The 18,171-nt window shown below is 72.3% G+C and carries 15 protein-coding genes; 7 read left to right on the plus strand and 8 right to left on the minus strand.

Annotated features, from left to right (window positions below):
• The first annotated feature begins 78 nt into the window (after nt 1-78).
• On the plus strand, nt 79-1,701 hold the full coding sequence (gene groL / locus ACLQ23_RS07550) for a chaperonin GroEL (protein ID WP_355589779.1): 1,623 nt from the start codon (nt 79-81) through the stop codon (nt 1,699-1,701).
• Nucleotides 1,702-1,775: 74 nt separating this feature from the next.
• Here the strand turns inward: groL and ACLQ23_RS07555 are convergent, their stop codons facing one another.
• From ACLQ23_RS07555 to ACLQ23_RS07565, 3 genes are all read right to left on the minus strand, one after another.
• Entirely contained in the window at nt 1,776-2,018 is a 243-nt protein-coding gene (locus ACLQ23_RS07555; RefSeq protein ID WP_355630419.1) for a hypothetical protein, read from the minus strand.
• A gap of 87 nt (nt 2,019-2,105) precedes the next feature.
• Complete coding sequence (locus tag ACLQ23_RS07560) at nt 2,106-3,044, minus strand: GNAT family N-acetyltransferase (protein ID WP_355630421.1); 939 nt, start codon at nt 3,042-3,044, stop codon at nt 2,106-2,108.
• 145 nt (nt 3,045-3,189) lie between these two features.
• Nucleotides 3,190-5,775, minus strand: coding sequence for a S8 family serine peptidase (locus tag ACLQ23_RS07565; protein ID WP_355630424.1), 2,586 nt, complete (start codon nt 5,773-5,775; stop codon nt 3,190-3,192).
• A 79-nt stretch (nt 5,776-5,854) separates the two neighbouring features.
• On the opposite strand from ACLQ23_RS07565, the gene ACLQ23_RS07570 reads away from it, so the two are divergent.
• Together ACLQ23_RS07570 and ACLQ23_RS07575 are read left to right on the plus strand one after the other, a co-directional pair.
• A complete protein-coding gene (locus ACLQ23_RS07570) occupies nt 5,855-7,669 on the plus strand; it encodes a glycerol-3-phosphate dehydrogenase/oxidase (RefSeq protein WP_355590374.1) in 1,815 nt (604 codons plus the stop codon).
• 86 nt (nt 7,670-7,755) lie between these two features.
• Nucleotides 7,756-8,292, plus strand: a complete 537-nt coding sequence (locus ACLQ23_RS07575) for a hypothetical protein (protein ID WP_355589767.1) — start codon at nt 7,756-7,758, stop codon at nt 8,290-8,292.
• Nucleotides 8,293-8,311: 19 nt separating this feature from the next.
• Here the strand turns inward: ACLQ23_RS07575 and ACLQ23_RS07580 are convergent, their stop codons facing one another.
• A complete protein-coding gene (locus tag ACLQ23_RS07580) occupies nt 8,312-9,715 on the minus strand; it encodes an FAD-binding oxidoreductase (protein WP_355589764.1) in 1,404 nt (467 codons plus the stop codon).
• Between the two features lie 67 nt (nt 9,716-9,782).
• On the opposite strand from ACLQ23_RS07580, the gene ACLQ23_RS07585 reads away from it, so the two are divergent.
• The gene (locus ACLQ23_RS07585) at nt 9,783-10,067 is read left to right on the plus strand and encodes a DUF4031 domain-containing protein (protein ID WP_355589761.1); all 285 of its coding nucleotides are present in this window, start codon (nt 9,783-9,785) and stop codon (nt 10,065-10,067) included.
• Here ACLQ23_RS07585 and ACLQ23_RS07590 read toward each other — a convergent pair.
• Nucleotides 10,039-10,695, minus strand: coding sequence for an HD domain-containing protein (locus ACLQ23_RS07590; RefSeq protein ID WP_355589759.1), 657 nt, complete (start codon nt 10,693-10,695; stop codon nt 10,039-10,041). The two genes, ACLQ23_RS07585 and ACLQ23_RS07590, sit on opposite strands and share 29 nt — an antisense overlap.
• Nucleotides 10,696-10,801: 106 nt before the next feature.
• Between ACLQ23_RS07590 and ACLQ23_RS07595 the strand changes: the two genes are divergently transcribed.
• Complete coding sequence (locus tag ACLQ23_RS07595; protein ID WP_355589757.1) at nt 10,802-12,037, plus strand: FUSC family protein; 1,236 nt, start codon at nt 10,802-10,804, stop codon at nt 12,035-12,037.
• Between the two features lie 39 nt (nt 12,038-12,076).
• Nucleotides 12,077-13,603 carry a PrsW family intramembrane metalloprotease gene (locus ACLQ23_RS07600; protein ID WP_355630435.1) on the plus strand — a complete coding sequence of 509 codons (1,527 nt, stop codon included), beginning with the start codon at nt 12,077-12,079 and terminating at the stop codon, nt 13,601-13,603.
• Between the two features lie 67 nt (nt 13,604-13,670).
• Here the strand turns inward: ACLQ23_RS07600 and ACLQ23_RS07605 are convergent, their stop codons facing one another.
• On the minus strand, nt 13,671-13,838 hold the full coding sequence (locus ACLQ23_RS07605; protein WP_167946833.1) for a hypothetical protein: 168 nt from the start codon (nt 13,836-13,838) through the stop codon (nt 13,671-13,673).
• Nucleotides 13,839-13,928: 90 nt separating this feature from the next.
• Nucleotides 13,929-14,267 carry a GroES family chaperonin gene (locus tag ACLQ23_RS07610; protein ID WP_355589753.1) on the minus strand — a complete coding sequence of 113 codons (339 nt, stop codon included), beginning with the start codon at nt 14,265-14,267 and terminating at the stop codon, nt 13,929-13,931.
• A gap of 152 nt (nt 14,268-14,419) precedes the next feature.
• Here ACLQ23_RS07610 and ACLQ23_RS07615 point away from each other — a divergent pair, with 152 nt between their 5' ends.
• Nucleotides 14,420-15,724, plus strand: a complete 1,305-nt coding sequence (locus ACLQ23_RS07615; protein ID WP_355589751.1) for an AI-2E family transporter — start codon at nt 14,420-14,422, stop codon at nt 15,722-15,724.
• A gap of 181 nt (nt 15,725-15,905) precedes the next feature.
• Here ACLQ23_RS07615 and ACLQ23_RS07620 read toward each other — a convergent pair whose 3' ends face one another.
• Complete coding sequence (locus ACLQ23_RS07620) at nt 15,906-18,110, minus strand: ATP-dependent DNA helicase (protein ID WP_425880476.1); 2,205 nt, start codon at nt 18,108-18,110, stop codon at nt 15,906-15,908.
• Nucleotides 18,111-18,171 lie beyond the last annotated feature (61 nt).

The raw sequence follows: 18,171 nt of genomic DNA on the forward strand, positions 1-18,171 counted from the left end.
CCAAGGTGCGTACACCAGGCGGCCCATCCGGGGCACACATCTCGGGTGGCCCGTGAGTGTCCAGGAGGACAACGCCGTATGGCCAAGATGATCGCGTTCGACGAAGAGGCTCGCCGCGGCCTCGAGCGAGGCATGAACCAGCTCGCCGACGCCGTGAAGGTGACCCTCGGCCCCAAGGGCCGCAACGTGGTGCTCGAGAAGAAGTGGGGCGCCCCCACCATCACCAACGATGGTGTGAGCATCGCCAAGGAGATCGAGCTCGAGGACCCGTACGAGAAGATCGGCGCCGAGCTGGTCAAGGAGGTCGCCAAGAAGACCGACGACGTTGCCGGTGACGGCACGACGACGGCGACCGTCCTGGCCCAGGCCCTGGTTCGCGAGGGTCTGCGCAACGTGGCCGCTGGCGCCAACCCGATGGCCCTGAAGCGGGGCATCGAGGCTGCTGTCGCGAGCGTCTCGGAGGAGCTGTCCAAGCTCGCCAAGGACGTCGAGACCAAGGAGCAGATCGCCTCCACCGCCTCCATCTCCGCCGGTGACAGCACCGTCGGCGAGATCATCGCCGAGGCGATGGACAAGGTCGGCAAGGAAGGCGTCATCACCGTCGAGGAGAGCAACACCTTCGGGCTGGAGCTTGAGCTCACCGAGGGCATGCGCTTCGACAAGGGCTACATCTCGGCCTACTTCATGACCGACCCGGAGCGCATGGAGGCCGTCTTCGACGACCCCTACCTCCTGATCGTCAACAGCAAGATCTCGTCGGTCAAGGACCTGCTCCCGATCCTGGAGAAGGTCATGCAGTCCGGCAAGCCGCTGCTGATCATCGCCGAGGACATCGAGGGCGAGGCCCTGGCCACCCTGGTCGTCAACAAGGTCCGGGGCACCTTCAAGTCGGTCGCCGTCAAGGCGCCGGGCTTCGGTGACCGCCGCAAGGCCATGCTCGCCGACATCGCCATCCTCACCGGTGGCCAGGTCATCAGCGAGGAGGTCGGCCTCAAGCTGGACGCCGTCGGCCTCGACATGCTGGGCCGCGCCCGCAAGGTCGTGGTGACCAAGGACGAGACCACCATCGTCGACGGTGCCGGTGACGCCGAGCAGATCCAGGGCCGGGTCAACCAGATCCGTGCCGAGATCGACAAGAGCGACTCCGACTACGACCGCGAGAAGCTGCAGGAGCGGCTGGCCAAGCTGGCCGGTGGCGTCGCGGTGATCAAGGTCGGCGCGGCCACCGAGGTCGAGCTCAAGGAGCGCAAGCACCGCATCGAGGACGCCGTTCGCAACGCGAAGGCCGCCGTCGAGGAGGGCATCGTCCCGGGTGGTGGCGTCGCGCTGGTGCAGGCCGGCAAGACCGCCTTCGACAAGCTGGACCTGGTCGGCGACGAGGCGACCGGTGCCAACATCGTCAAGGTCGCGCTGGACGCCCCGCTGCGGCAGATCGCCGTCAACGCCGGCCTTGAGGGCGGCGTCGTGGTGGAGAAGGTCCGTAACCTCGAAGCGGGTCACGGCCTCAACGCCGCCAACGGCGAGTACGTCGACCTGCTGGCCGCGGGCATCATCGACCCGGCCAAGGTGACGCGCTCGGCGCTGCAGAACGCGTCGTCGATCGCCGCGCTGTTCCTCACCACCGAGGCCGTCGTCGCGGACAAGCCGGAGAAGACCCCGGCTGCCCCGGCTGGCCCGGGTGGCGGGGAGATGGACTTCTGAGTCCAGTTCCGACACACCGAACGGGGCGGGCCGCTGATGCGGTCCGCCCCGTTCGTCGTGTGGCCCTTTTGTCGTCAGGTGGGCAGTGGCCGCTGGTTGCGCCGTTTCTTCGCCTGGTCGTACGGCGGAGGCAACTGGATCGGCGCGTCCACCATCTCGTGTGACTCCACCGCCGACGCGTCGTCGGTGGTCATCTCGGCAAGCTGCTCGGCGTCGCCGTAGTCGAGCCTGTCGAACGGCAGTTGGTCGGGCAGTTCGGCGACCGGCTTCCAGGTGATCGGCGGGCCGTCCTCGGTCTGGTCATCATCCGTGGTCATGGCTGCCTCCTCTTACCGAAACGGTAGGGGGCGCCGATCGGCGATGCGGGCGAATCGCGTTATATGGATCTATATCCTGTTCGCCCTTTAACCGACGTCGAGTGTCCGCCGGTACAGGAAGAAGACCCGCTCGATCCGCGCACCAGCGCTGCCCGAGTAGAACGGCACCGGCCCCACCCAGCCGATCTGCGCCCGGTCCAGCCCCGCCGCCCGCTGGTCACGCAGGCAGCGCCGCAGCAGCACCCCGCCGATGCCCGTCCCCGCAGCAACCGGTGCGGTGCCCATCGGCCCGAACCAACTCGGACGGGACGACCCGTACGCGGCGAAACCGAGCACCTCGCCGTCCCGCTCCGCAATGTGGCAACCGGCGCCCTCGCGACCCACCGACCCCGCCAGCTCGCCGTCCCACGTGCCACCGAAGGTGGACCGGGCGAACTCGGTCAGCGTCGGCAGATCCGCAGGCTCCGCCCGGCGTACGGTGACACCCTGCTCGGCAAGCCGCCGCTCCGCCGCCTCGGTGGACCGCAGGGCCGGCGAACCGTCGTACGACAGGTCGGCCGTCATGTTCCAGGCGGTCCGGTCCTGTCGGTAGCCAAGCGCGAGGGCGGCACAGACCGCCGGCGTGTAGCGGACGTCGATGCCCGGCCACGCGTAGTACGGCGGGTTGCCGGCCAGCAGCACCTCGGTCGCGCCGCGTTCGGCCAGCACCCGTTCGGCCCGCCCCAGCAGTGCCCGACCGACACCTTGGCGGCGGTGGTCCGGCAGCACGGCCACCAGGTCGACGTGCCCGACGGTCGGATCGCTCGACGACACCGAGCAGAGCAGCACGCCGACAAGGTCAGCACCCTGGTACGCGCCCAGCCCGACCACCGGCCGCCCGGCGGTGGCGGCCCGGGGCCACAGCACGTCCACGATGGCTGCCGCCTCGGTGGCGTCCTCGGCCAGGTCGAGAGCCTGTGCGCAGAGGCGTACCACGCTGGGCGCCAGGTCGGGGGTCAGCTCGGTGACGACGATCTCGGCGGTCATGGTGGCCGACCCTAGATCACCACGCGTCGTGCCGCGTTCCCGCCCGCCGCGTTCCCGCCCGCCGCGTTCCCGCCCGCCGCGTTCCCGCCCGCCGCGTTAGGAAGGGCCCCTTCCTATACACGAGGCGTTAATAAGGTGCCCTTCCTTACGGCTGGGCGGCGCGGACGGCGGCGTAGGCGTCGACCTGGCCTGCGCCTGTGACGTTGGCCGGGCCGCCGCAGGTGTCGGCCGGGTTGCCGGAGCGGTACGTCGGCGTCACCGGTGTGGCCGTGTCACGCAGGATCTGCCGGGTCCGGGGCAGGTCGCCGATCAGCGCCGGGTTCGCCGACCACATGAGCGCGACCACTCCGGCGACCTGCGGGGTCGCCATCGACGTACCGTCCAGCGCTGCGTATCCGCCGCCGGGCATTGCCGACACCACACCGACCCCCGGTGCCACCACGTCCGGCTTGCCCGCACCGCCCGGAACCGGCCCGCGCGAGGAGAACTGGGCCACCCGCCCCTGCGCGTCGACAGCGCCCACTGTCAGCACGCTCACGTACGGCGCCGGCGGGTCGTCGATCGACGCGCACCACGGGCCGGTGTTGCCGGCGGCGGCGACCACGAAGATGCCGGCGGCATCAAGCGCCGTGGCGGCCGGCAGCAGCGCTGCCGGGTCGCAGCCCTCGATGGGTGGGCAGCCCCACGAGTTGGTGAGCACCTGCGGTGCGCGTTCCGGTCGGCCGTCGGTGAACGGGTCGCCGCCGGCCGGAAAGGGGGCAAGCATGAACTGGAGGCAGTTCAGGTAGTGCCCCGGGCTCCCCAGGTTGCGGTCCAGGTTGACGCATCCGACCCACTGCGCGTCAGGGGCCACCCCGACGCCGGCCCGGCCCACAGCGCTACCGGTCGTGTGGGTGCCGTGCCCGCCCTTGTCGGTTGGGGCGCGGGTGCCGTTCCACGGGTCGTACCAGGAGTCGTCCCCACCACGGAACCCGGCTCGCAGCGCCGGATGGTCACCGTCCACCCCGGAGTCGGAGCTGCCCACCACGATGCCCGAACCGGTCACCCCGAGCTGTGACCAGACCTTGTCGGCGCCGATCTGCTTGATGTTCCACTCCGGGCCGGTGGGCGTCGGCGCGGTGCCCCGGGTCTGTCCTGCCGGAGCGGGCAGCGGTCGCAGTTGTTGGCTGACCAGCACCCGGGCCACCTCGGGCCGGCGGGCCAGCCAGGCCCGCACGAACGGGCCGCCGTCCACCTCCACGGCGTTCACCAGGTAGTACGGCACCGGGTCGAGTCGTAGCCGGGTCACGTCGCGGCGCAGGTCGGCCTGGGTCCGCTCGGCGGTGGCCACCAGCCGCCGGTAGACCTCCGCCGCCCGCGCGTCCCGCCCGGCCCGCCCAGGTGTGGCGGTCGGCAGGTCGCTCAGGTCGGCCTGTTCACGAAGCACCACCAGCAACCGCTCGCCGTGCAGACCGGGCTGGCCGGGACCGACGTCCACGACGACCGTGGTCACCAGCAGCACCAGGGCTGCCACCGCCGCGACCCGGCGGCTCGGGGTGCGTGCCTTGGGCCGGGCGAGCAGCACCGCGTACCCGATGGCGACCAGGACCGCGACGGCGAGCCCGGCACCGGCGGCTACCGCCACCCAGTACGGCACGTCGCGGGTGCCGACCAGCAGCAGGCTGATCTCCTCCGGGTCCGTGAACGCCAGCGGGCCGAGCACGGCCAGGCCCACCAGCCAACCCGTCGCGGCCCGACCGGCGCGTGTGGCGTCGGCCGGATCGGCTGTGGGTCGCCAGGTCGCCGCCCACAGCGCGGCGAGCGCGAAACCCGCCGGTGGCAGGGTCAGCAGGGCGGGCAGCTGCGCGCCGGACTGGCCGACGCCGGCAGCCAGCAGCAGCAACGCCACCCCGGCGACCAGGCCACCGACAAGCACCAACCGGGCCGGGCGGGGCGGCCTACCGACAGCGAACGTCGACCAGAACGTTGCGTCGAACAGGGTCGCGGCCAGCACACTCACTGCGGCTGCCGCCAGCACGGCGAGCGCCGTCTCCAGCAGCCCGCCGAGCGCGCCCAGCCAGACCCACGGCAGCAGGAGCGCCAGGCCGGCGGCGACCGCGAGCAGCGGCACCGGACCGGGGCGGGACGACTCCCGCCGCCGCCCGACCGGCTCCGCGACGCCGCCTACCTCGGGCCGAGCGGTGTGGCCGTCTCCGTGGGGAGCGGCGTCGCCGACCTCGGGCCGCGCTGCGTCGCTGTCTCCGTGGGGCGCCGCGCCGACGACAGGGTCGGAAACCTTCGGGTACGCCCGTCGGCGCGCTGACAAGCGCACGGCGAACGCGCCGAGCAGCGCCAGGCCGGCAAGCCCGGCGAGATACGCCTCGTGGTGCACCGGTGGCACGACCCGCAGCACCGTGAACACCCCACTGGCCAGCGCGGCGACCAGCCAGACCCACCCGGTGGCCCGGACCGCGGCAGAGCGGGGCAACAGGGCCAACAGCAGGGCGGGTGTGCCCACCAGCACGACTGTGGCAAGGCCCAGCACCGGCCAGAGCCAGCCGACCCGGTCCAGCCCGAAGGCCAGCAGCACCTGGTCGGTGACCCAGCCACCGGCCTGGGTTCCCACGGTGACCGCCACCGTCCAGCAGCCTGCCAGCACGGCCGCGACGACCGGCCACGGGCTGGGCCGGGGCGCGGCCCACGGCTGGTAGGGCGGTGGTTGACCAGCGGGTGACGCAGAGCCGACCTGCATGACTCGCACAGTACGGGGCGAGCGCCGCATGTCGACCGGTGACCAGGGCGGTTACGGTGGACGGGTGCGTGACCCCAACATCTCCCGATCGGTCGCCGGGCAGCTCTCCCCGGCCCGCCGCGCTGCTGACCTGCGCCGACTGCGCGCGGAACGCTTCGACGTGCTGGTCATCGGAGGCGGAGTGACAGGTGCGGGCGCGGCTCTGGACGCGGCATCCCGAGGGCTGAAGGTCGCCCTGGTCGAGGCACGCGATCTCGCCTCCGGCACGTCAAGCCGTTCCAGCAAACTCATCCACGGTGGGCTTCGCTACCTGGAGCAGTTGGAGTTCCACCTGGTCCACGAGGCGCTTACCGAGCGGGGTCTGCTGGCGACCCGGCTCGCGCCGCACCTCGTTCGCCCGGTGCCGTTCCTGGTGCCGCTGCCGGCGGGTCGGGGCCTGCGGGACCTGCCCGCCCGGATCTTCCGCCGCTCGTACTACGGCGCAGGTGTGGCCGCGTACGACGCGTTCGCCGGTCTCTTCGGCGGTGGCCGGGGCATGCCGCTGCACCGGCACCTGACCCGGGAGAGTGCTCGGCGGATCTTCCCGAGCCTGCGGGCCGACGCGCTGGCCGGGGCGATCCGCTACTACGACGGGCAGGTCGACGACGCCCGGCTGGTGGTCACCCTGGCCCGTACCGCCGCCAGCCTCGGTGCCACTGTGGTCAGCAGCACCCGCGCCGTCGGGCTGATCCGGCAGGCGCGGGAGGTCACCGGCGTCCGGGTGCGTGACCTGGAGGCGCCGGCCGGGTCGCCGGATGCCGAGTTCGAGGTGCAGGCCCGCACGGTGATCGCCGCCACCGGTGTGTGGAGCGACGACATGTCCCGGATGCTCAACGACGTGGGGCTGCGGCCCGGCATCCGGGTACGCGCCTCGAAGGGCGTGCACCTGGTGGTGCCGCGCTCTGCGATCACAGGTGAGACGGGGCTCATCCTGCGTACGGCGCGTTCGGTGCTCTTCGTCATCCCCTGGGGCGGGCACTGGATCATCGGCACCACCGACACCGATTGGCGACTGGACAGGTCCCATCCGGCGGCCTCGGCCAGCGACATCGAGTACCTGTTGCAGCAGGTGAACACAGTGCTCGACAGGCCGTTGACCACTGCCGACATCGAGGGCGTCTACGCCGGGCTGCGTCCGTTGCTGGCCGGTGAGGCCGACTCCACCTCGAAGCTCTCCCGCGAGCACGCCGTGTTCGAGCCGATGCTCGGGCTGATGCTTGTCGCCGGTGGCAAGTACACGACGTACCGGGTGATGGCCTCGGACGTGGTCGACCGTGCGGTGCGCCGGTTGGGCGGCGGCCGTGCGTCGCGTACCGCCGATCTGCCGCTGCTCGGCGCGGACGGCTATCCGGCGCTGTGGCGCGACCGTGCCGACCTGGCCCGCCGGCACGGTGTGCCGGTGGGTGTCCTGGAGCACCTGCTGGAGCGGTACGGCAGCCTCACACTGGACCTGCTCGCGATGATCGACGCCGATCCTCTGCTCGCGTCGCCGCTGGCCGGGGCTCCGGAGTACCTGGCCGCCGAGGTCGTGTACGCGGCTCGGGCCGAAGGTGCGCTGCACCTGGAGGACGTGTTGACCCGGCGGACCCGGATCTCCTTCGAGACCAGTCACCGTGGCCTGGAGTCGGCGGAGCATGCCGCCGAGTTGATGGGCGGTGTGCTCGGTTGGGACGCGGCGACCCGGGCCCGCGAGGTCGAGCACTACCGCGTGCGGGTGCAGGCGGAGCGGCAGTCCCAGTTGATGCCTGACGACGCCGCCGCCGACGCGGCACGGTTGGGCGCACCGGACGTCAGGGGTTACGCCGCCGATCGGGGCGGCGATGATCAGGCAGAGTTGCGTCCGTCCGCTCGGTGATGAAAAATACGTTACCAAGGGGTAACTATCGATTCTCCCCTCAATGGCGGTTTCGGACCCTACCTACGGTGGGGTAGGTTCCGCGCGTGCCTTACCGTGCGCACTCCCGCCTACTTCCGCTCTTGCTCGCTGCGGTGCTCACCAGCGTCCTGACCGGTTGTTCGCTGTTCGACGGGGATGCCGCTGTCGAGCCGGCCGCGCAACCACAGGCCGGTACGGCGGCCGGCGGGTCCGAGCCCGAGATCCCGACAACGGTCGCCGTGGGGCAGGTGAGCCTGCTGCAACGGCTCGGCACGGACGGCCCGCTGCGTACCCTGAGCGTCGAGCGGGACGGCAGTTGGCGGTGCCTCGACTGCGCCGGTGACGGGGTCACCTCGCGGGGCAGGCTCGCCCCGGAGCAGACCGCACGGCTTCAGGTGCTGCTGGCCGACCCGGCGCTGGCCAACGAGACCGACCAGGTCCGGCGGTACCGGACGACCTGCATCGACGCGCTCACCTCCAGCCTGCTCACGTCCTCCGGGCTGATCACCTCGCAGGACTGCCCGGGTGAGGAGCGCACGACGGTTGCGGGGGAGATCCTGCTGCTGCTCACCCAGGCGACCCCGGCCGAGGTCGAGGGCTGACCGGCCGCGCTGGCGCGGGTCAGAGCACCTTGCCCGGGTTGAGCAGGCCCGCCGGGTCGAGGGCCGACTTGATCGCCTGGTGCACCCGGACGCCGACCGGCCCGATCTCCGCCGCCAGCCAGTCCCGCTTGAGCAACCCCACTCCGTGCTCGCCGGTGCAGGTGCCACCCAGCTCCAGGCCGAGCCGCATGATCTCGTCGAACGCCCTCCGGCCCCGCTCCACGCTCGCCGGGTCGGCCCGGTCGACAACGATGTTCGGGTGCATGTTGCCGTCCCCGGCGTGCCCCACCACGCCGATCGGCACCGCGCACTCCGCAGCGATCCGGGCCACCCCGTCCAGCAGCGCGGCGAGCGATCCGCGCGGCACCGCCACGTCGTCGATCACCAGGCCACCGTTGCCGCCCGGGTACGCGTCGGCCGCGAACTTCTCCATCGCCGGGTGCGCCAACCGTCGGGCCTGGAGCAGGGCCGCAGCCTCCACCGCGTCGGTGGCCGCGTACACCTCGTCGGCGCCGGCCGCCTCGCACACCTCGGCCAGGCCGACCAGGTCGTCGGCCGCCCGGCTGCCGGTGTCGGCGGCGGCCAGCAGCAGGGCCTGCGCGTCGGTCCGCAACCCCATCGGCTGGTACGCCTCGATCGCCCGCAGGTGCGTCTGGTCCAGCAACTCCAGCAGGCTGGGGGTCAGCCCGCGGGCCGCGATCTCGGCCACCGCCGCGCCGGCCGCCGCAGTGGACGGGAAAACCGCTACCAGGGTCAGCGACTCCGCCGGGGCGGGCCGGAGCGCGACGGTCACCTCGGTGATCACCCCGAGGGTGCCCTCCGAGCCGACGAAGAGCCGCGTCAGGTCGTAGCCGGCCACCCCCTTTGCGGTACGCCTGCCGGTGCGCAGCACCTCGCCCGAGGCGAGCACCACCTCCAGACCGAGCACGTACTCGGTGGTCACCCCGTACTTGACGCAGCACATGCCGCCCGCGTTCGTGGCCACGTTGCCGCCGATGGTGGACGACTCCCAGGAGCCGGGGTCCGGCGGGTACCAGAGCCCCTGCTTGGCCACCGCCGCGGCAAGCATCGCGTTGACCACCCCCGGCTGGACCACGGCGATCCGGCTCACCGGGTCGATCTCCCGGATCTCGTTCATCGCGACGGTGCTGAGCACCACCGCGCCGTCCACCGCGTTCGCCGCGCCGGCCAGGCCGGTCCGCGCGCCCTGCGGCACCACCGGTACGCCGTACCGTGCCGCCGCCTGGACCACAGCGACCACCTGCTCGGTGCTGCTCGGGCGGGTCACCACGAGCGGCATGCCGGCGGCGCAGAGGTCGGCCTCGTCGCGCTGGTGCATGCGCAGCAGGTCCGGGTCGGTGAGCACGGCGTTCTCGCCCAGAGCGGCGCGCAGGTCGTCGAGGAGTCCGGTGGTGGAGGCCATGCAGCCGAGGCTAGGTCGCCGGTGGCCGATCATCAACATGATCAACTCTGCGGGATAACTTGGGCACATGCTCTACCTGGACCAGCCCGCCTGGCCATGGCGCGGCCGACTCTGGTCACACCTGATCAGCGACGTCTCCTACGCCGAGTTGCACGCCTTCGCCGAGGCGTTGGGCGCACCTCGACGCGGGTTCGACCGTGACCACTACGACATCCCGGCCGACCGGTTCGAGTCGGCGGTGTGGCTCGGAGCCCGGGTGGTGCCGAGCCGGGAGCTGGTCCGGTTGCTCCACGACGCCGGCCTGCGCCGCCCGAAGCACCTTGTCAGCCCGCGACCGTCGACGGCCCGCTGAGGCTTGCCAACTCCCGGCGCAGGTTGTCCCGGGCCTGCTGCTCCCAGCGGTCGGCGAGAGGGGGCAGCCGGAACAGCTCGGGCAGCGCCAACAGGGCGGTGAGGACGCCGGTCCGACCCGTCCGGAAGGCCGGCTCGGGTACGTGCGCGTACTCCTGCCGGATCGCCGCCGCGTAGCGGTCGTAGGCGGCCGGCGGCGCGCCCAGCACGGAGAGGTCCGCGTCGCAGAGCAGGGCGCCGTCGGAGTCGGCGGGCGCCACCGCGTGCCCGCCGGTGAGCAGCACGAGCCGCCGTACCTCGGCCGTAGCCGCCTCCGGCACCCCGAGACCGCTGAACAGGTCCGCGGCAAGCTCGGCGCTGGCCCGTTCGTTGCTGTCGCCGGTGGCCCGGGGATCGTAGATCGCGTCGTGGCACCAGGCGGCCAGGCGGACCAGGTCGGCCCGCTCGGCCAGCGCCGCATGCCGGTCCACCACATCGAGTACGGCCCTCAGGTGCGCCACGGTGTGGTAGCGCCGGTGCGGCTCCCGCCACCGGGTGAGCAGTTGCTCCCCGGCCCGGGTCGCGGCATCGTCGAGCGTCACCCCGGCACCCCGGGCTGCCGCCCGCCACCGCTCCAGCAGGTCGGTCACCGCCCGAGTCTGCCGCATTCGTCCCGCGCGCGTGGGGCGGGAGGATTCAGCGGGCCCGCCTCGGGTAGTCGCGCCCATGGCAGCGGCCCGCGACAAGAAACCACCGATGGTGCGCCGTGCCCCGTTGCGGGAAGGACTGGTGGACGTCGACGGCGCGCGCATCGCCGAGGCCACCGAGGAGCTGCGCCACCGCGGGCGGGCGACCCTGCACGACCGGCTGCACCGGGTACGGATGGCTGGTGGACTGGCCGTCCAGGCCGGGCTGGCCGCCGGGCTGGCGTACCTGATCTCGCACAAGCTGCTCGGCAACCCGCAGCCGGTCTTCGGGCCGATCTCCGCGGTCGGCACCCTGGCCGCGTCGGTCGGGCAACGATTCCGCCGGACCGTGGAGCTGATCCTCGGAGTGGCGTTCGGGGTGGCGATCGGCGACATCCTGATCTACCTGGTCGGCACCGGGGCGTGGCAGCTCGGCCTGGTGGTCACGGTGGCGATCCTGCTCACCATCTTCGCCGGGGCCAGCGTGGCAATCGTCATCCAGGCGGCGGCCACGGCGGTGCTCATCGTGACGCTGAGCCCTTCCACGGAAGATCTGGAGATCCCGCGCTTCATCGACGCGTTCCTCGGCGGCGGGGTCGCGCTGCTGGTGACGGCGGTCCTGCTGCCGCTCAACCCGCTGCGGGTGATCAATCGCGCCGCCCGGCCGGCGCTGGACCTGCTCGCCGACCAGCTCGACGCCGCCGCCGACGGGTTGCGCAAACGGGACCGCGACGCCACCCAACGGGCACTGGACCGGATGCGCAACAACAAGGAGGAGTTGGCCACCCTGGCCGAGGCGATCGAGGGCGCGAAGGAGACCTCCACCCTCTCCCCGGCCCGCTGGCACCGCCGTGGCGAGCTGACCCACTACGCGGAGGCGGCCGATCCGATCGACCGGGCGATGCGTAACACCGGCACGCTGATCCGCCGGTCCGTCACACTTATCGAGGACGAGGAGCCCGTACCGGAGCCGATGCCGGACGGGATCGCGCACCTCGCCGAGGCGGTCCGGCTGCTCAAGCAGGAATTCGCGTCCGGCCAGGAGCCGCAGAAGGCACGGGAGCGGTCGTTGCGGGCGGTGAGCGAGGCCGGCCGGGCGTACAGCGCCGGGGTCGGCTTCTCGGGCAGCGTGGTGGTCGCCCAGATCCGTACGACGGCGAGTGACCTGCTGGTGGCCTCCGGGATCGAGCAGGAGGAGGCGAACCGGTGGATCCGCACCGCCTTCGGGGAGCAGGAGAGGCCGGTCGGTGAGCCGGCCGAGCCGGGCGAGGCACCGAAGCCGCCCACCGCGCCGCCCATCGGCTGAGCGCGCAGCCCAGCGTCAGTGCCGACCGCATGGCTGTGGATGCGACCGGAACAGCAGGCGGCGGATGGCTACGCTGACCGCATGGCCGACACCTCGCCCGGTGCACCCCTGCCGTCGTTGCCGCCCCCGCCCGCGACCCAACCCGGCGGCGAGGCGCCCCGGATGCCGTTGCGCCGACTGGGTTGGCGACGGTTCCTGGTGCTGGCCGGGGTGGTGCTGCTCATCGCCGCGTGCGCGGTCTTCATGCTCTTCACGCTCGGGCAGTCCCTCGGCGCGGAGGCACTGCTGATCGGTGTGGTCGCCGCGATCCTGCCGGTGCCGGTGCTCGTCGCCTGCTTCCTCTGGCTGGACCGGTACGAGCCCGAACCACTGAAGTACCTGATCTTCTGCTTCACCTGGGGAGCCTTCGTCTCCACCGCCGCCTCGCTCACCGTTAACGAGTTCTCGGCCGCCCAGTTCGCCGACAGAGGGCTGCCGGTCGCGCTCACCGGGGTGCTGGTGGCGCCGTTCATCGAGGAGCTGACAAAGGCCCTCGGCCCGATACTGCTGCTGGTGTTCCGCCGCCGCGAGTGGTCCGGGATCACCGACGGCCTTGTCTACTGCGGGCTCTCCGCTGTCGGCTTCGCCATGGTGGAGAACATCCTCTACCTGGGCGGGCACGGCTATGCGGCAGGCGCCGACCAGTACGGCCCGGCGACCGGCACCCAACAGGTAATCGCCATCTTCATCGTCCGGATCCTCCTGTTCGGGTTCGCCCATCCGCTCTTCACCTCGATGGCCGGTGTGGGGCTGGGCATCGCGGCCCGCACGGCCGACCGTCGGGTCCGGGTGCTCGCCCCCGTCGCCGGCCTGCTGCTGGCGATGATCCTGCACGGCACCTGGAACCTGCTGCCCACGCTGACCCAGGCCACCGGCGAGGTGGTGATCATGTTGTACGGCTTCCTCAGTCTCATGGTCCCGGTGTTCTTCGGCATGGTCGGGCTCGCGTTGTGGCTGCGCGCGTGGGAGGGCCGGCTCACCGAGCGCAGATTGCCTGACTACGTACGCGCGGGCTGGCTCAGCCCACCCGAGGTGGCCGCGCTCAGCAGCCTCGGCCGTCGCCACGCGGCCCGCAGCTGGGCACGCCGGGTCGCCGGAGACGCGGGTGTACGGGCGATGCGGGGGTACCAGTTCGCCGCCACCCGACTGGCTCTGCTGCGGGACGGCACATTGCGAGGCCTGGACCGCAAACCCGCCGACCAGGAGCGGACCGCCGCCGAGGAGCGGCAGTTGCTGGAGCAGATCACCGCGTACCGGTCGTTCTTCGTGGGCCGGGACCCGCAGGCACCGGTCGGGGTCTGGGACGGAAGCCGCTACCACCTGCGCTTCCCGGACGGTACGCAGCGACCGGTGGACGCTCCCGACGAGCCGGTGGTGCCGATTCCGGTGGTGCTGGCCCCGCCGCCACCCCCGCCTGGATACGGACCGCCTGGATACGGACCGCCCGGATACGGACCGCCCGGGTACGCGCCGCCCGGCTGGCCCGGTGCACGTCCGCCGGCGCCCTGGCCGCCTGCTCACCGCTGACAGCCGTCCAAGCGGCGGCTGGTCGCCGAGGCGGTGAGCAGCGAGGCGGCGGGACGGCGGACGGCGCTCAGGTCATCAGGGTGGTGAGGAAGTCACCGAGCCCCTGGGCCATCGCCATCAGCGCGGCCCCGATCGCCTTGAACAACTGCGCGGCGCCATCCGGCCGGAACGCCATGAAGTAGATCAGGAACGCGACGCTGCCCCAGGTCAGCAGCTTCTTTACGAATACCGGCATCGTCCCTCCCCAGGGCAACGGTCGCCGGCTGGCTTCCCGTCGTGGGGCCGGGCAAACGGTGCAGGGTGCGGCGGATAGCCAGGGAGGTGACTAGAGGTAGAGGCCGGTCGAGTCGTTCTCGATGCGCTCGGCCGCCACGGCGTGCACGTCGCGCTCCCGCAGCAGCACGTACCCGCGCCCGTGCAGCTCGACCTCGGAACGGTCGTCGGGGTCGAAGAGCACCCGGTCACCGGAGACGATGGCGCGGACGTTCGGCCCCACACCGACGGCGGTGGCCCAGGCGAGACGCTTGCCGACCGCCGCTGTCGCAGGGATGACGATGCCAGCGGTGGAGCGCCGCTCGCCCTCGCTGCCATCCATCCGTACCAGCACGCGGTCGTGCAGCAGGCGGATCGGCAGGCCGGAGTCGAAATCCTGGTCGGCGGTCACGGGGAGACGCTACCGTGTCGCCGGCGACCGGCCGCCGGTGGTTACGCCAGAGGTGGTGGGGGCACTGTGTGGCGGAACTGTCCTAGGGTGTCGGGACGGACGTATGCTGTGCGACCTGTCACCGTGGGCGGGCCGGACTCTTCTGCCAGGAGGTGCGCTTGAGCCGCTTCGAGCAGGTACGCGGGCGACTGCGCCGCGCGTACCAGTCGAGCCGGGATTCCGTACGCTCCGACCAGCAGAAGCCGAGCGACGTGCCGGAGACCGCCGGGGTGGCCTCGCCCGCCGTACCGGGGCCGGTCGCGCCGCCGGCAGCCACTGTCGTCGGTGCCGAGCCCGCGATGGACCTGCACAGCTCGACGTCCAGTCGCGATGACGCGGATGTGCCGCACGGGCTGCGGATCGCCGCGGCCTGGTGCTGGCGCCTGATCGTCATCGGGGTGGTGGCCTGGGCGCTGCTCCGGGTCGTCGGCACGATCAAGATCGTGATTATTCCGCTGGCCATCGCGTTGCTGCTGTCGGCGCTGCTCGCGCCGGCGGTGGGCTGGCTGCTGCGGGCCCGACTGCCCCGCTCGCTGGCGACCGCAGTGGTGCTGGTCGGCGGCCTGGCGGCTGTCGTCGGCACGCTGACCCTCGTGGTCAACGAGTTCATCCAGGGTGTGCCGGAGTTGAGCGCGAAGTCCTCCGAGGGCGTCCGGCAGATCCAGAACTGGTTCAAGACCGGCCCGCTGCACCTCTCCGACAGCCAGTTCGACCGCTACATCGCCGAGGCGCAGAGCTGGATCAACGACAACACCTCGAAGTTCACAAGCGGCGCGCTGAGCACCGCCGCGACGCTGGCGGAGGTGCTGACGGGTGCCCTGCTGGTGCTCTTCGCCACGTTCTTCTTCCTGCGTGACGGCAACCGCATCTGGCGTTTCCTCGTACGGCTGCTGCCGGTGGCCGCCCGCTGGAAGGTCGACGACGCCGGTCGGGCCTCCTGGCAGACCCTCGTGGCGTACGTCCGCGCGACAGTGCTCGTGGCGTTCATCGACGCGGTCGGCATCGGCATCTTCCTTGTCGTCTTCGACATCCCGTTCGCGTTCCCGCTGGCGGCGCTGGTGTTCCTCGGCGCGTTCATCCCGATCGTCGGTGCCACGCTCTCCGGCGGTGTGGCGGTACTGGTGGCGCTTGTCGACAGCGGGCCGGTCACCGCGCTGATCATCCTGGGTGTGGTGATCGGTGTGCAGCAGGTGGAAGGGCACGTCCTCCAGCCGCTGATCATGGGTCGGGCGGTGGCCATCCATCCGCTCGCGGTGATCATCGGTATCGCCGCCGGCGTGGTGCTGGCCGGCATCACCGGCGCGCTGGTCTCGGTGCCTCTGATCGCCGTGCTCAACACGGCAGTGCGCCGACTGGCGGCCCGCACCGTGCCCGACACCCCACCGGACGCAGTAGTCGTCGCCTCACAAGCTCCCTGAGGCCGGCGCCGCCGCCACACCTACGCGGCGTGGGGTGCCGCCCTCCGCCAAGGTCGTGCAGTTTCCTGGAAGTAGTGGTCTCCCATCCGTCGGTGACCACTACTTCGTTGTTATTGCGCGATCTTGGGAAGCGTTGGCGCGGGCGCAGCGAGGCGAGAGTGGGGTCGCAGCCGGGCGCGGGTCAGGAGCTGGCCAGGCGCTCCAGGGCACCGCGGGCGACCTCTGGTCGTGTCGTGTACCAGAACGGTGGCAGCGAACGCCGCAGGAACGGCCCGTAGCCCCGGGCCGTCTCCAGCCGGGAGTCGAGCACCGCGACGACCCCCCGGTCGCCTGTCGCCCGGATGAGCCGGCCCACGCCCTGAGCCAGCCGGACCGCCGCGATCGGCACGCTTACCGCGGCGAAGCCGGAACCGCCGCCCGCGTCGACTGCTGCGGCACGCGCCGCCGCCAGGGGCTCGTCCGGCCGGGGGAAGGGCAGCCGGTCGATGACCACCAGTTGGCAGGCGTCGCCCGGCACGTCCACCCCCTGCCACAGCGACATCACCCCGAACAGGCAGCTGGAGCGCTCCTCACGGAACCGGCGCACCAGCAGCGGCAACGCCTCCTCGCCCTGCAACAGCACCGGCAGGTCGGTGCGCGCGCGCAGCAGCTCCGCCGCCTGCTGCGCGGCCCGCCGCGACGAGAACAGCCCGAGGGTACGTCCACCGAGCGCCTCGACGAGCCCGAGCAGCTCCTCCCCGGCGGCCTCCGGCAGCCCGGAGACGCTGGGTCGGGGCAGGTGCGCGGCGACGTACAGGATGCCCTGCCGGGCGTAGTCGAAGGGCGACCCCACGTCCAGCGATCGCCAGCCGGGCCCCTCGGTGGCCGGCACTACCGCACCCGGGTTGGTGTCCCCGGCCAGGCGGCGGCCGGGTGCCTCGGCGGCGGGGCGGCCCGGTGCGGTGCGGGCGGCCAGCGCGGCGGCGGCCGGCGTCGGCGGTGCGGGCGGGGGCGCGTCCAGGCCGAGGGCGCGAGCCACGGTGTCGAACCGGCCGCCGAGCGCCAGTGTGGCCGACGTGGCGACAACTGTGCGCTCGTCGTACAGGTGGGTGGCGAGCGTGCCGGCCACCGACAGCGGCGCGACCACCAGGGCCCGGCGGCTGCCGCTGTCGTTCTTCTCCACCCATGCCACGTCGTGGTCGGCTTCCTCCAGCAGCCGCTGGGCGGTCGTCGACAGGTCGTCCAACGCGGCCTTGGCCTGCTGCTTGCGGACCGGGTCGGGGTCGTCGGACTTGACGTCGCCGATCGCGTCCAGGGCGGCGCGGGTGGCCGCGTCGAGCAGCGTGCACGCCTCCCGCAGCGGCGTCGGCAGCCCGGCGGTGAGTCGCCCGGCCGGCGCCTCGGCCAGCCCGACGGCGAGCGCGTCACCGGCCGCGGTGAGTGCCTCGGCAGTCTCCGGTCGCAGCAGCGGGCGGGCGCGGCGGGTGGACCTGTCGATCAGCTCCGGGACCAGCTCCGCCTGGGCGGCCGAGGAGACCCGGTCGGCCAGCTCGTGCGCCTCGTCGACGATGAGCAGCTTGTGCGGCGGGACGATGTGGCGTTCGGCGAGCATGTCGACAGCGAGCAGGCTGTGGTTGGTCACCACGATGTCGGCCTCGCGGGCGCGCGCCCGGGACGCCTCGGCGAAGCACTCCTGCCCGAACGGGCAGCGGGTCGCCCCGACACACTCGCGGGCCGGCATCGACACCAGCCGCCAGGCCTGATCGTCGACGCCCGGGTCCAGTTCGTCGCGGTCGCCGGTGGCGGTCCGCTCGGCCCAGCCGCGCAACCGCTCGATCTGCTTGCCCAGCCGACTCGCCTCGCCCAGCCATTTCGTTCCGCCGCCGGGCCTGGCAGGTGGGGCGTCGAAGAGGGTGTCCTCCGGCTCGTCCTCGGTGGAGTTGTCCAGTCGGGCCAGGCAGAGGTAGTGGTGCCGCCCCTTGAGCACCGCGAACGTGGGCCGGCGGCCGAGCAGCGGCTCGACCGCGTCGGCCAGCCGGGGCAGGTCGTGGTCGACGAGTTGGGACTGCAACGCCAGGGTGGCAGTGGAGACCACCACCGGGCCGTCCAGGGTGAGGGCCGGCGCGAGATAGGCAAGCGACTTGCCGGTGCCGGTGCCGGCCTGGACGAGCAGGTGCTCGCCGCTCGTCACGCACTCCTCGATAGCGGTGGTCATCTGCTGCTGGCCGGGGCGCGCCGCGCCGCCGGGGACCGCGCCGACCGCCGCCGCCAGCAGTTCGGTGCCGCTGGGCCGGGCACCCCGCCGCCGGCTTCCGGCACGGGCCGACGGGGTGGCGGAACCGGTGGCGGTGCGGGGCGGAGTCACCGTGCGACGGTACCCGCCGCGCCCGACACCGGCTGCGCCCATCCGCCCGCGTGGCGCGCAGCCGGCCGGTAGGTCGTTTCGGTGGTAGCCGTCCGGTTACGGC

Origin of the sequence: Micromonospora sp. DT41, from assembly GCF_049841715.1 — a bacterium.
In the GTDB taxonomy this organism is placed as follows: Bacteria; Actinomycetota; Actinomycetes; order Mycobacteriales; family Micromonosporaceae; genus Micromonospora; species Micromonospora profundi.